General features: G+C 65.5%; 11 protein-coding genes and 7 tRNA genes. 9 read left to right on the forward strand and 9 right to left on the reverse strand.

The features are described from left to right. Nucleotides 1–127 precede the first annotated feature (127 nt). From AC5P98_RS11460 to AC5P98_RS11490, 7 genes are all read right to left on the reverse strand, one after another. On the reverse strand, nt 128–1,030 hold the full coding sequence (locus tag AC5P98_RS11460) for a cation diffusion facilitator family transporter (RefSeq protein ID WP_049406190.1): 903 nt from the start codon (nt 1,028–1,030) through the stop codon (nt 128–130). 28 nt (nt 1,031–1,058) lie between these two features. Then, nucleotides 1,059–3,347, reverse strand: coding sequence for an Orn/Lys/Arg family decarboxylase (locus tag AC5P98_RS11465; RefSeq protein ID WP_049440967.1), 2,289 nt, complete (start codon nt 3,345–3,347; stop codon nt 1,059–1,061). A gap of 20 nt (nt 3,348–3,367) precedes the next feature. Further along, nucleotides 3,368–4,720: an arginine/agmatine antiporter gene (adiC, locus tag AC5P98_RS11470; protein WP_049406187.1), complete on the reverse strand. Its 1,353-nt coding sequence runs from the start codon at nt 4,718–4,720 to the stop codon at nt 3,368–3,370. A 76-nt stretch (nt 4,721–4,796) separates the two neighbouring features. Then, complete coding sequence (locus tag AC5P98_RS11475; protein WP_049406184.1) at nt 4,797–6,230, reverse strand: DcaP family trimeric outer membrane transporter; 1,434 nt, start codon at nt 6,228–6,230, stop codon at nt 4,797–4,799. 525 nt (nt 6,231–6,755) lie between these two features. Next, nucleotides 6,756–7,598: a thiol:disulfide interchange protein DsbG gene (dsbG, locus tag AC5P98_RS11480; protein ID WP_032957294.1), complete on the reverse strand. Its 843-nt coding sequence runs from the start codon at nt 7,596–7,598 to the stop codon at nt 6,756–6,758. A gap of 30 nt (nt 7,599–7,628) precedes the next feature. Beyond that, a complete protein-coding gene (locus AC5P98_RS11485; protein WP_032957295.1) occupies nt 7,629–8,432 on the reverse strand; it encodes a redoxin family protein in 804 nt (267 codons plus the stop codon). A gap of 81 nt (nt 8,433–8,513) precedes the next feature. Beyond that, nucleotides 8,514–9,581, reverse strand: coding sequence for a GlxA family transcriptional regulator (locus tag AC5P98_RS11490; protein ID WP_032957296.1), 1,068 nt, complete (start codon nt 9,579–9,581; stop codon nt 8,514–8,516). 186 nt (nt 9,582–9,767) lie between these two features. Here AC5P98_RS11490 and AC5P98_RS11495 point away from each other — a divergent pair, with 186 nt between their 5' ends. The 7 genes from AC5P98_RS11495 to AC5P98_RS11525 all read left to right on the forward strand — a co-directional run bounded on the left by AC5P98_RS11495 (nt 9,768) and on the right by AC5P98_RS11525 (nt 11,079). Next, entirely contained in the window at nt 9,768–10,166 is a 399-nt protein-coding gene (locus AC5P98_RS11495) for a heavy metal-responsive transcriptional regulator (protein ID WP_032957298.1), read from the forward strand. Between the two features lie 78 nt (nt 10,167–10,244). After that, a tRNA-Ala gene (locus AC5P98_RS11500) sits at nt 10,245–10,320 on the forward strand. Between the two features lie 54 nt (nt 10,321–10,374). After that, a tRNA-Glu gene (locus AC5P98_RS11505) sits at nt 10,375–10,450 on the forward strand. A gap of 184 nt (nt 10,451–10,634) precedes the next feature. Then, nucleotides 10,635–10,710 (forward strand) — tRNA-Ala (locus AC5P98_RS11510). Between the two features lie 49 nt (nt 10,711–10,759). Further along, nucleotides 10,760–10,835: transfer RNA gene (locus tag AC5P98_RS11515), tRNA-Glu, on the forward strand. A 45-nt stretch (nt 10,836–10,880) separates the two neighbouring features. Next, nucleotides 10,881–10,956: transfer RNA gene (locus tag AC5P98_RS11520), tRNA-Ala, on the forward strand. Nucleotides 10,957–11,003: 47 nt separating this feature from the next. Beyond that, nucleotides 11,004–11,079 (forward strand) — tRNA-Glu (locus tag AC5P98_RS11525). A gap of 101 nt (nt 11,080–11,180) precedes the next feature. Here the strand turns inward: AC5P98_RS11525 and AC5P98_RS11530 are convergent. Continuing rightward, complete coding sequence (locus AC5P98_RS11530) at nt 11,181–11,597, reverse strand: GNAT family N-acetyltransferase (protein ID WP_014647532.1); 417 nt, start codon at nt 11,595–11,597, stop codon at nt 11,181–11,183. Nucleotides 11,598–11,673: 76 nt separating this feature from the next. Between AC5P98_RS11530 and AC5P98_RS11535 the strand changes: the two genes are divergently transcribed. Beyond that, nucleotides 11,674–12,630 carry an SOS response-associated peptidase family protein gene (locus tag AC5P98_RS11535; RefSeq protein ID WP_049404942.1) on the forward strand — a complete coding sequence of 319 codons (957 nt, stop codon included), beginning with the start codon at nt 11,674–11,676 and terminating at the stop codon, nt 12,628–12,630. A gap of 123 nt (nt 12,631–12,753) precedes the next feature. Here AC5P98_RS11535 and AC5P98_RS11540 read toward each other — a convergent pair whose 3' ends face one another. Then, entirely contained in the window at nt 12,754–13,134 is a 381-nt protein-coding gene (locus AC5P98_RS11540) for a response regulator (protein WP_032957303.1), read from the reverse strand. Between the two features lie 132 nt (nt 13,135–13,266). Between AC5P98_RS11540 and AC5P98_RS11545 the strand changes: the two genes are divergently transcribed. Continuing rightward, nucleotides 13,267–13,352 (forward strand) — tRNA-Leu (locus AC5P98_RS11545). Nucleotides 13,353–13,613: the final 261 nt, after the last annotated feature.

Here is a 13,613-nt window from a genome sequence, read left to right on the forward strand (position 1 = left end):
GTCAAACCGATCCGCTGCAACAGTCCGGTCCGCCATGCGCAACGATCGTGCCCACGTGTAGAGCCGAGCCCACGCTCGGCTGATCAGCGCGGCAGCCGAGCATGGGCTCGGCTCTACCGTTCCCGGCTCACGTCCACGCCGGATCCGCCGTGAAATCGATGGTCAACCAGAAAGTACTGGCCCGCGCATCCAGCCGCACCGCGATCTCATCGCGCATCGCATCGACTTCGCCTACCGACCCCAGCGGCGTGATCGGGTCAGCCAATACATGGATCTCGATGAAGCGCATCCGCCCCATCTTCGCCACATGGCTGGTGAAACCGGCATAGCCACGCTCGGCCACGAACGCCTGCATCACCTGCTGCACGCGCCGGTCCAGAACATCCGGCGCCACCTGCAGCACTTCGCGCATGGCCTTCCACGCGCTGCGCGCCGGCACCGGCAGCATCGCCAGGCTGATCAATGCCAGCACGATCGAATCCAGGTACGGCACCCAATGGTGCCACTCACCACCGTGCAGGACCAGCGCCAACACGAAGGCCAGCACCACTGCCAGGCTCATCAACCCGCCCAGCAGCCAGCCACGCACATCCAGCCATAACAGCGCCGAGCGCAGATGCCGCGCCCGCTGCGCAACGAACGCCGCCATCGCCAGGTTGCTGGCACTCAGCAGCACCGCCCACCACAGCGCGGGCCCGAATTTCACTTCGTGCCCGCCCGTGGTCAGGCCGATCACCGCGTTGGCCAGCGCATACACGCAGGCCAGCGACAGGATCACACCACCCAGCGCTTCGACCATCGGCTCCAGATGCCAGTAGCCGTACTGGAAGCGCGGGCTTTGTTCCCGCGCCACCAGCCGCAGCACCGACAACGACACCAGGGTCAGGGCGACGTCGACCAGGCTGTACACGCCGTCGAACAGGATGGCCTGCGATCCCACCAGCAGGCCACCGCCGAAGCCGACCGCGCTCACCGCAAGGGTGACCCCGATCGAGAACGTCAGGATGCGTTGCTCGCGCGCGGTATCCATCGTTCGCCGATGAGCCGACCGTTACGGGTCAGGCCTTCAGCACCTCCACCTTGTACGAGACCGCATCACCCTCCTGCTCGATGATGAGCCCGTGCACGTCCGATTCGAAGCCCGGGAAACGGGCGTTCTGCTCGCGGGCGATGCGCAGCGACTGGATGATCGGCTCGTCGCTGTCGCCGAAGCGCTCGCCCGGCATGATGGTCGGGATGCCCGGCGGGTACGGCACCAGCATGGTCGCCGCGATGCGGCCACTGATCTGCTCGATGTCGACCCGCTCGATCTCGCCCTTGACCAGGTGGTTGTAGGCATCGGCCGGGGTCATCACCGGCGTCGGCAGGTCCACGTACATCTCGCGCATCACCTTGGCCACGGCAAATTCCTGGTTGAACGCATGCAGCGCGTCGCACAGGTCACGCAGGCCCCAGCCGGCGTAGGCATTCGGATAATCGGCGGCCAGCGTCGGCAGTGCCTGGCTCAGCGGCGCATTGCGGTCGTACAGTTCCTTGAACGCCATCAGCTCGGTGACCAGGGTGCTCCACTTGCCCTTGGTGATGCCCATCGAGAACAGGAACAGCACCGAGTACAGGTTGGTCTTTTCCACGGTGATGCCGCGGCCCCACAGGAACTTGCTCAGCACCGCCGCCGGGATGCCCAGCCTGCCCATGCTGCCGTCCATTGCCAGGCCCGGGGTCAGCAGGGTCACCTTGATCGGATCGATCAACACATAGTCGTCAACCAGGTTCTCGAAGCCGTGCCAGTGCGCGTCCGGCCGCAGGTACCACTCCTCGCGCTTGGCCACCAGCGGTGCCGGCGTATCGCCCTTGTCCAGGCTGCGCTCGACCTGGGTTGGCTGCCACACGCTGAACCACCAGTCGTCGCGACCGAGATCATCGCGGACGTGCAGCATCGCGCGGCGGAAGGCAATTGCCTCGTCATGCATTTCCTGCACCAGCGAGCGCCCGGCATCGCCTTCCATCATCTTCGAGGCCACGTCACAGGCGGCAATCACGCCGTAGTGCGGGCTGGTCGAGGTGTGCATCATGAACGACTCATTGAAGCGCTCGGCATCAAGGTTGCGTTGCGCCGAGTTGCGGACGTGGATCATCGACGCCTGCGAGAACGCAGCCAGCAGCTTGTGGGTGGAATGCGTGGTGAAAATGATCGCATCCTGCTCACGCGGCTTGCCCTTGGCCATGCCGTAGTGGTTCTCGTAGAACGGGTGGAACGCGGCGTAGGCGTACCAGGCTTCGTCGAAATGCAGGAAATCAACTGCGCTGCCGATCTCGTCGGCGATCTTCTCGGCGTTGTAGCACAGGCCGTCATAGGTCGAGTTGGTGACCACCGCGATGCGCGGCTTGGAGCCGGCCTTGTAGGCCTGGCTGGCCAGCGGATTGGCGGCGATGCGCTGCTGCAGCGACTCCGGCGTGAACTGGTCCAGGCTGATCGGGCCGATGATCCCGTGCGCATTGCGGCTGGGCGTGAAGTACACCGGCACCGCACCCGTCATGATCAGCGCGTGCAGCAGCGACTTGTGGCAGTTGCGGTCAACGAACACCACGTCGCCGCGGGCCACCGTGCCATGCCAGACGATCTTGTTGGCGGTGGAGGTGCCATTGGTGACGAAGAAGGTGTGGTCGGCACCGAAGTTGCGTGCCGCCTCGTTCTCGGCATCCTTGATCGGGCCGGTGTGATCGAGCAGCGAGCCCAGCTCCGGCACCGAGATCGACAGATCGCTGCGCAGGGTGTTCTCGCCGTAGAACTGATGGAATGCGCGGCCGACCGGCGACTTGGTGAACGCCACGCCGCCGGCATGGCCCGGCGTATGCCAGGAATAGTTCGACTCGGCCGCATGATGGATCAGCGCCTTGAAGAACGGCGGCAGCAGGTTCTTCATGTAGTCTTCGGCCGCGCGCATCACCTGCCGCGAGATGAAGCTCTTGGTGTCTTCGAACAGGAAGATGAAGCCGTGGATGTACTTGAGCAGCTTGCTCGGCACCTTCTCGATGGTGCGGCGCTCGCCGTACAGGAACACCGGCAGATTGGCACGGCGCGCGCTCTGCTCGCGCAGGAAGGCGGTCAGGCGCTGGAACTCGCCATCCACCTCTTCGCTGCCATCGATGGAGATCAGCACGGCCGAGGCCGCCACGTAGGTGCGGGCACCGGCCCGGGCGTCATCCAGGTTCAGCCCGCACAGCACGCGCTGGTCGTTGCTGCGCAGCTCTTCCACCAGCGCACGGATCAGGATGCCACCGATGCGCGGCGACTCGTAGTCGTTGTCGATGACAATGACCGGGTAGTCCAGGGACTTGAAGTACACGTTGATTCTCCTTGTCGAACTCAGGATTGCCGGGCGCCGGCGCTGATCGCCGAGGCCTCGCGGGCGCGCTGCCGCTGCTGGCGGCGCTCCTCGCTGAAGAAGGGATAGAACACGGTGATGAACAGCACGAACAGGAAGGCGTACTGCACGATGGTCCCCGAGGAGCCGTAGATCGCCCACAGGCAGTACACGACGGTCAGGCTGGTCAGCGTCCAGAACGCACCGGTGTGGACCAGGGTGTGCGAACGCTCGACCACGAAGTAGCACGCCACGCACGAGTAGATGTAGGGCAGCAGGGTCAGCACCACGGCCGCCGACGTGATCACGTCGAACTGGGCCGACGCGGTTTCCGAGGTGGAGGTCACCAGCACCGCCAGGGTCATCAGCACCGCCACGATCAGCACGCCCTTGACCGGCACGTCGTCCTTGTTGGTCTTGCTGAAGATGCTCGGGAACAGGCCGTCATCCGACGCTGCCTTGGCACTCTGCGCGGTCAGCAGGATCCAGCCACCCAGCGAGCCGGCGGCACCGATGAAGGCGCACAGGCTGACCAGCGCGCCGCCCCAGCCACCGACCGCCTTGGCCGCCGCCAGCGCGAACGGTGCGTCGGACACCTGCAGTTCCGCGTTCGGCACCATGCCCATGATCACCGACGAACTGGCGATGTAGGCGATGGCAGCCAGGAACACGCCGGCCAGCGTCGCGCGGGCGACGTTCTTCTCCGGATTTTCGACCACACCGGCAGTCACCGATGCAGACTCGACGCCGATGAAGGCCCACAGGGTCAGTGCCGCAGCGCTCGAGATCGCACCGAAGTTCGACTCGCCAGACACGTTGTAGGCGCCCTTGAAGATGTCGGCATCGAAGAAGAACCAGCCGAAAATGGCGATGCCCAGGATCGGCACCAACGCAAAGCTGGTGGTGACCGTCTGCACGCGGCTGACGAAGGCCGGACCGATCACGTTGGCAAAGCTCAGTGCCCACACCAGCACCAGCACCGCGATGCAACGCACCAGCGGCTCGGACAGGATCGGGAAGAAATAGCTGAAATAGCCCACCGCCGCGATCGGAATGGCGACGTTGCCGATCCAGTTGGCGAACCAGTAGATGGTGTTGGTCTGGAAGCCCATGTACGGCCCGAACCAGTCGCGCGCGTAGGCATAGGGACCGCCCGCCTTGGGTGCGAGCTTGCCCAGCTTGGCGAACACGAAGGCCAGCAGCAGCGCACCGGCGGTGGTGATCAGCCAGCCCCAGATCGAGGCGGTACCGATCTTGGCCAGGCTGGACGGCAACAGGAACACGCCTGAGCCCATCATGTTGCCGGCGACGAGGAAGGTGGCTCCGACCACCCCGATTTTCTTTGCTTCTGCCATGACGATCTCCGGTACTGGCATGAGCCCGGCAGCACCGGGCGTGGGGACGGTTACGCTGGCGTACGACCGCTGGCGTCTATTTGATGAAGTTGTATTGCAGGCTGCCCTGCACCCGGACCGTGTCGCCGCGTGCGCCGCCCTGCTGTTCCAGCCGGCCGTACAGCAGCTCCATGCCCATCGTCCAGGACGGCGCCGGGCTCCAGATCAGGTTGAACACGCCGTAGCGGCTCTGCCGGAATGCATCAGCGGCGAGTGCGGCGTTGCGCTCCAGGGTCAGCTGGCCAAAGATCAGGTTGGAGCGCCACAGCGCGGACCAGTAATGGGTGTAGCCGACGAAACCGCCGTGCAGGTCCAACGCGGCGAGGCGGCCATCGGCACCGACCACCGCGTCCAGTCCGGAACCGGTCAGATCGGCGGTGTAGCGACTGAGGCCGCGCCCGCCGAGTACGCCGAACAGCAGCAGGTCGCGCTCGCCCACTGACGCCGAGCCGCTCAGCTGCAGGCCACCGGCCATGCGCCGGTCGCGCTCGCCATCGCCGTCGTAGGCCAGGCTGCGTGCCACCGCGCCCAACTGCAGGTGGCCCCAGTCGCGCTCCAGGCGCGCGGTCACGGTCACATCGGGCAGGCGGTTGACTGCCGTGCGAGCATCGCTGGCGCCGGCGAGTTCAGTCTTCGGGTCTTCAGCGGCGACGGTCAGGGTGTTGCCCTTGCCTATCGCAAAGCTGTGGTGGATGCCCGCCACCAGCAGGTATCCGGCACCGCCAGGCCCTGCGAAATCCAGTGTGTCCGGCAGGCTGTCCGGGTCCATGAAGCTGGAGTAGCCATAGCCGGCATAGGTGTTGCCAAGCTGCCCATAGGCGTGTCGCAGGCGGAACTCATACCCCTCACTGCTGCCGAAGAAATCGTTCTCCAGGTAGAAACGCAGGTTGCCGTGCGTGGTCGGGCGCCGCGCCTCGAAGCTGAAGCGGGTCTGCTTGGCATGGATGTTGAAATTGGAGACATCGCGATGGCTGCCACCCACCGGCATCGACGACGGAATGAACTGATCTTCGTCACCGGCCGCACGCGAATCGGCAATCGCATCCAGCTTGGCGTAGCCGCCGATGCGGATCACCGTATCGGTGCCGGGAATGGCGAAGAAGCCTTTCAGATCGGGGTCGGTCGGACCGGCTGCACTGTCGGGACGCGACGCCGCCGTTGAGGGATCGGCCACCGATTCGCGCTGCGGCAGCACCGGTTGCGCCACGCCCGGCACCTGGGTCGGGTGCAGCATGCTGGCGCTGCCGCCCGCCGTTGCTGCCAGGGTCGGGGCCTGCGCCACGGCGGCAGGCGCTGAGCCCTCGCGCTGCTCAAGCCGATCCAGGCGCTGCTGCATGCCTTCCAATGCCTGGCGCATGGCAGCGATTTCCTGCCGCAACGCCTGCGCATCTTCCTGGCCATGCTGCTGCGCATACGCTGGCGCGATCGCCAGTGCGGTCGAACAGGCCAGACTCAGTACCGCCAAGCGCATTGCATCCTCCCTGGACAAACATTCGCAGCGCGCTGGCCGGATACAGGCGCACAGTGCCCTGGCCTCGCGTCGCCGTTGCTGGAAATGCGGATACTGCGTTGACGACACCGGCCAGCCTGCATCCGGCAGGCAACAGGACGATGACACTGCCCTGCCCGCACCGGTGTCGAGCCCATCAAGGCCGCGCTGCCAGAGAGGTGGCGACCGCAGCGGTCTGGGTAACAATCGGGGAGTGAGAGTGTCGTGAATGGCTGTGCCGACCGCCCTGGTTCAAGGCATGTCTGGCGCGGCATCCATGGCGCGTTGACGCTGTATTCCATGCGTCAACAGGCTAATCCGCCTGTCGTTTTTGACCTTGATTGGAATCAAGGCGCGATGCTTGATGTCAGTCACGATTCAGATGTGACGACGAACAGCTGCTGCGCAGCCCTGCTGCCCTCTCCGCCCGCCGCAGGAGCGCCGAAATGCAACAGGCCCGCATGCTGCCATGCGGGCCTGTCGGTTACATCACGACGTTGGCGGCGATCAGCGCGGACCCAGCACCGTCTGCAGGTCGGCGCCCTGCGGCAGGCCCGCGCGACGCTGCACCTGCCCCTGTGCATCCTGGAACAGGATGCCCGGCGTGCCCTGGAAGCCCATCTCGATCATCAGGACCTGGTTGGCATCAAGCTTGCCTGCGATCTCGCGGCTGATGCTCGGTAGCGCCTTGATGCCGCCACGGTCGAACTGGTGCTCATTCTCCAGCAGCGCCGCGCTCGGATCACGCGCGGCGAGGATGGCGGCGGCCTTGGCCGGGCTGTCCTCGCGGATCACGCCAACCATGATGTGGCGCAACTGCACCTTGCCGGCGTCAACCCACGGACGCGCCGCTTCCCAGAACTTGTGGCAGTACGGGCAGTTGGCATCGCTGAAGGTATAGACCACACGCGGTGCATCGGCCTTGCCGTCACGCACCCAGGCGCTGGCTTCCAGCTTGGTCCACATCTTGGCCGACATCGGTGCAGCGACCAGCTTCTCCACCGCCTCGGCGGCCACATCGTTGCCTTCGGCATCGAACAGGCTGCCCACCAGCACATGCTTGCCGTCGGCGGTCACGTACGCGGCGGCGGGCTGCTGCCCCCCCACCACGCCGGCGAAGCCACGCAGGCCACCCGGTGCATCAAACTCGGCAACGACTTCGAAGCCGTGCTTCTCGATGCCTTTCAGCACTGCGGGACGGTCGCCCTTTGCCGCGGTGGCCGGAGCGCCGGCGGCCGGCGCTGCCGCCGTCTTGCCCGGCGGGGTCTGGGCCTGGCTGCAGGCGGCCAATGCCAGCATGACCGGCAGCAACAGCACCGCCGGAGCGATGCGCAGGGAAGTCGACAACATGGGAACTCCGTAATGAGATGCCCGCGCAGGCTACCGCAGCCGGCGCAGTTTGTGTTCAAGACCCGCCGCCGTCAGTTCGCCAAGGTGCAGTTCACGCAGGCGACCTTCGGCGTCGAAGAACAGCGTCGACGGATAGGCCTGCACACCCAGCACGGTTGACGCCGAGGCGGTATCGTCCAGCAGTACATTGCCCAGCCGGAGCTGTTCGGATGCAATGAAACCCTTCACTTCGTCCAGGGTTTCCCCCTGGTTGAGGAACACGAACTGCACGTCGGTGTGGGTCTGCTGTGCGGATGCCAGCACCGGCATCTCGCGCCGGCAGGGCCCACACCAGCTGGCCCAGAGATTCAGCACCAGTGGCTTGCCCCGGAACTGCTGCAGGTCGATCACGCGCCCCTGCAGATCGGCCACCTGCACCGCCGGCAGCGGCATCCGCTGCTCCTGCCAGGCTGACAGCAGGTGGCTGCCCACCACCCACGACACCACGCCCACCAGTGCGCCCGCCAGCACCGGCGCACGCAACGCGCGCCAGAGCCGCAGCCGCCAGGTGCCCCACGCCAGGCCCGCAGCCAGCACGACTGCAAGGTGATACCCACCGTCGGCGATCTGCAGGATGCTCCACGGGGCCTCACGGTAAAGCGCGAAGTTCAAGGCGACGAAGCTGATGCGTCCGCACAGCAGGCCGATCAGCAACATGTCCAGAACCAGGCTGGCCGCGGAAGGCACTGCCATCCCGTCTTTCCGACGCGGCCACAGGCGTGCTACCGCCATGGCCAGCAGCACGCACATCAGGATCAACACCACCGGCATCGGCACCGGTCCCACACTCGACATCAGCCCACCTGCCCCATCATCCGTTACCTGCATGGTCGAAGCGTCGCGCCCAGGTTGCAAGCGCGACGCCTACTGCAGGCATCAGGCCACGCTGCGCGGCATCTGCATGCCGGGCGCCGGTTGCAGCCCGCGCAGGCTGCCTGCCACCGATGACAACAGCGGCCGCTCGCGCCGCTTGTTGTTGACCAGCCGGCGATAGTTGGCCGGCGTCATTCCAACAATGCGCAGGAACAGGCGACGGAATGCGCTCTGGTCGGCATAGCCCACGCCCCAGGCCACTTCATCGATGCCCGCCCCCTGCTGCAACAGCGTCTGCGCCTTGGCGATACGCAACCGCTGGCAATACTCGATCGGGCGCAGGCCGGTGGCCTTCAGGAAGCGCCGCTGCAGGGTTCGCGGCTCCAGCCCGGAAATCTCACAGATCGCACCGAGCGTGGCGCCGCGCGCAGCGGTGGTATGCAGCCAGCGTTGCGCCTTCAGTACGTCGCGATCGCCGTGGGCGAAGTTGGCACTGAAACGCTCGAGATCCTGCTGGATCGCCGCCGGAACCGTGATCCCCAGCTGCTGCGCCACGGAACTCGCCACGCCCTGGCCGTGCAGCCGGTACAGCAGGCGCAGGGCGAGGAAGCGCCAGGCCTGGGAACCGGCCACCGTCAGCAGGTCGCCGTCATCGACCAGCGCGCGCTCGCTGGGTACCCAGCTGGCCGACTGCCCCTGCAGGCCCGGATGGCGCCCGAGGTCCGGACCACTGACGGTGCGCCCAGCCAGCAGACCGGCGCGTGCCAGCATGCTGACACCGTCGCTGGCGGCAGCCAGCAGACTGCCACCGTCGTAATGCGCGCGCAGCCAATCCAGCAGCACCTCATCGGCGCGCAGGCAGACGCCCTGGCTGATCTGGCCAGGCACGGCGATCACGGCGGGGATGTCCGCCTCGAGCATCTCCGCGCCGGCAATGCGATGCACGCCGGTCTGGCTCGCCGGCACGATCCAGCGGGTCACCAGGACACGCTTGAACGGACGGCGCTGCTGCTGGGCAAGCCGGTTGGCGACATGTGCCATCTCGGTCAGCACGGAGGCGGCCGACGGGTCGCCTCCCGGGTATTCGACCACCGCGACCTCGACGAATCCTTCGTTCCTGAATCCTTCCACAGACCATCTCCTCGGTTCGTTGCAGGCCGTCCAGCGGCCGGTTCAGGCGCAGGGTAGGAACTGCCACGACGGTGGGGCTATGAAGAAAGTTGCAAAGTGCGCTGAATGCGCCGTCAGCGACGGGACCTTGACCCTGGACCAGACTCAAGGCTTCACAATGAGCGGCAGCATCCGCAGGAATCCGCCATGAACATTGGTCAACTGGCACGCCAGGCCGGCGTGCCGATCGATACGGTGCGCTACTACGAACGCCAGCAGTTGCTGCCCACGGCGGCACGCTCGGCCGGGGGCTACCGCATCTTCGGTGAGCAGGACCTGCGCCGGCTGCGCTTCATCCGCCGCGCCAAGACGCTGGGCTTCAGCCTGGAAGAAATCGCCGAACTGCTGGCGCTCAGTGACCGCCACTCACAGGACATGGGCAGTGTGCGCGACACGGCGCAGGCCCGACTGCAGGACATTGCACAACGCATGGCCGAACTGCAGCGCATGCACACCGCGCTTTCTCAGCTGGTCGACGCCTGCCCCGGCCACGGCACGCTGGATCAGTGCCCGATCCTGGCGGCGCTGACCGACGACGCGGCATAACAACGCGCGTGAAGAAAAGTGCAACAAATGCTTGCCAACCCCCGGGGGCAAGGCTATTATTTCGCTCCTCAGCGACGTGGGGCCATAGCTCAGCTGGGAGAGCGCCTGCATGGCATGCAGGAGGTCAGCGGTTCGATCCCGCTTGGCTCCACCAATCTTTCGGCATTAGGCCGTCGAAAGGTCGCTAAAGAACATTGATGAGAATTGCGTCCCCATCGTCTAGAGGCCTAGGACATCACCCTTTCACGGTGGCGACCGGGGTTCGAATCCCCGTGGGGACGCCACTCATCACGAACAACGAGGACCCGGCCGATAACCGGGTCTTTTTTGTTCACCGCCTACCGGCATTCAGGTTGTGGCGTTGCGGTTCCCCTGCCCTCGTGGCGACGGTCGAACCGGAACGAAAAAAGTTCAAAAAAAACTTCCACAAACGTGAACACGCAGGTATGATAGGCGGCTCGGTAACACGGGGCCATAGCTCAGCTGGGAGAGCGCCTGCATGGCATGCAGGAGGTCAGCGGTTCGATCCCGCTTGGCTCCACCACTTTCGACATTAGGCCGTCGAAGGTTCTACAACTTGAAGTTTTTCGTGCGTCCCCATCGTCTAGAGGCCTAGGACATCACCCTTTCACGGTGGCGACCGGGGTTCGAATCCCCGTGGGGACGCCAGTTTCAAAACGGACTCTGCTCCCGGCAGATCATCCGGAGTTTCATGGGGCCATAGCTCAGCTGGGAGAGCGCCTGCATGGCATGCAGGAGGTCAGCGGTTCGATCCCGCTTGGCTCCACCACTTCGACATTAGGCCGTCGAAGGATCTACAACTTGAAGTTTTCGTGCGTCCCCATCGTCTAGAGGCCTAGGACATCACCCTTTCACGGTGGCGACCGGGGTTCGAATCCCCGTGGGGACGCCAATTCTTGAAAACCCCGACTCCGGTCGGGGTTTTTCTTTGCCTGTGATTCCTGGGAAGGCCCTATCCACGCATGGCGTGGATGGCTTCACCCCGATTACGGCTCAGAACCGCCGATACATCCCGATCGATGCCGGTGCCGTGGGCGCGAAACCAAACTGTGCGTACAACCGATGCGCCTCGCCATCGGCCAGCAGGCTGACGTACGCCGATGGCGGCAGGTTGGCCTGCATCCAGCCATCCAGGCGCCGCATCACTTCCTTGCCCAGGCCCTGCCCCTGCAACCGCGGCAGCACCGCGATATCACAGACCTGCAGGTGGCAGCCGCCATCGCCGACGATACGGCCCATCGCCACCAGCTCAGTGCCCTGGTAGGCACATACGCCGAACAGCGTATTGGGCAGCGCGCGGGCGGCCGCTTCCCGGGCCTTGGCACTGAGGCCTGCAAGCACGCGCAATCGGCAGTAGTCCTCGACCGTGGGCACGGCTTCGCGGAACTGGCAGGTGATGGAATCAGTCATGCGGCATCTCCAGATGGGTCGGGCTATCCTGCCGCATCCACGTCGCAGCCGCTGCGACCCAGGCCCCCAGAGTCCCATGTGCTATTCCGCCCTGATCCGCGCTGACTACGCCAAGCTGGTACGCGAGTTCGGCGCCATCCTGTCGCTGGAGGAGTTCGCCGAACTGTACGCACACGATCCAGGCAAGAAGCGGCCGAAGACGCCGAAGGCGATGGATGACGGGTTCGCCGGTGCGCGTACCGAACAGGGCCGGGACATCGTGGCGAAGATCCAGCAATGGCATGCGCAGGAGCAGCAGGCGCTGGAGGCTGAACTGGTCCGGCAGCGCGAACGACGCGATATTGCCCATGCCACGCTGGCCACCCGGCCCACGCAGAAAGCGCGCAATGACCTGCGCGTGGCCGGCAACCGCATCGAGCGCGCGCAGGCCCGGCTGGACGACCTGCATCGGGTGCAGCTGCTGCCGCGCGACAACCGCATTTTCCCCGGCACCTACGCACCGGTGATGGTCAGCGAGAACGGCCGGCGCGTGATCAAGCCGATGCGCTACCAGTGCCGGTTGCCGGACAAGCCGGCGCGCAACGACGTGCTGTACCCCGGCACCTACAACGCGCGGCGCGACAGCCTGGAAGGTTACTGGCGGGGTGCGTTCGGACTGCGCCACGGCGTGGTGGTGGTGCAGGCTTTCTACGAGCACGTGCCCCGCCACGCCATCGCCGGCCGCAGCCTCGGTGCCGACGAAAAGGAGCAGGACGTGGTGCTCGAATTCCGCCCCGATCCACCCCGCGACCTGCTGCTGGCCTGCCTCTGGGCGGAATGGGAAGGACCGGAAGGCCGCCTGCTTTCGTTTGCCACGATCACCGACACACCGCCCAGCGACGTCGCCGCTGCCGGGCATGACCGCGGCGTGGTACCGATCCGCAGGGAACACCTGGACGCCTGGCTCAACCCCGAACCGGATGATCTGGCGCGCCAGTACCGCATCCTCGATGACCGCGAGGAAATCCGTTACGTGTACGAGGAAGCGGGCTGAGCGCCGGACGCGAATGAAAAACCGCGCGTGGGCAGGGCTCCTGGATCAGGGGTTGCCGCCGCGCATCGCAGACGTGAGGATTCAGCCCCCGCAGCTTCCCCCTGCCGGTGCGTGGCGAGCGGCTCAGGCCTTGGCGCTGGAGCGTCCCACCGCACGCGCCAGCGCCCGCGACAGATCGGCCGACAGGTACGGCTTGACCAGCAACAGGCCGGCCAGCATCGGCGCAGGCAGCTGCTCGGCCAGCATCCCGGTGGCCAGCACGAACGGAATGCCACGCGCCGAAAGCGCTGCAGCCACTGGTTCACTGGTCTCGTTGCGGGCCAGCCGGTAATCCAGCAGGGCCACGTCAGGAGTGCTCTGCTCCAGCAGCCGCAGGGCCTCGGACACACTCGCGGCAAGCCCGACCACAGTCGCACCGGCATGCACCAGCTGCATCTGCAGCAGGGCCGCACTCATCTCGTCGTTCTCGACCACCAGCACCCTCAGGTCCTGCAACACTGTCATCAGCTACCGCTCCTGGAGGCAATTGCACGTCGGGAGTATAGCTACCAAGGGGCCAATGCCGACAGGAACCGCCCTGATAGGCTCTCCTACTAGGCATCTCCTGCCGACCTCGGTTACACTCGCATGCTGCCTGCCGGTGTGGCGGAATGGTATACGCAGCTGACTCAAAATCAGCCGGGGGTGACCCCATGAAGGTTCGAGTCCTTTCACCGGCACCACTGCATCAAAGGCCAGGTCCATGACCTGGCCTTTTGCATTTCCCGGACCGGAGCGCCGGCACTGGCGAGGATGCCCCAGCATGCCCCTCCCACGCTCGCCGACATACTGCGCGCCCATCGCCACGTGCGGGGGCAGCCCCGCGACTTCTGGACCTACACCCACGTCAACGCCGTCGTGTCACCCCGCTGAAACGAAAATGTGACAGCCGGCAAGGTTGCGAATAGCACTAGCGCACACTTTTCTTGCCAGCCTCACCTACT

It is taken from the genome of Stenotrophomonas sp. YJH_SMC_135, from assembly GCF_059372355.1.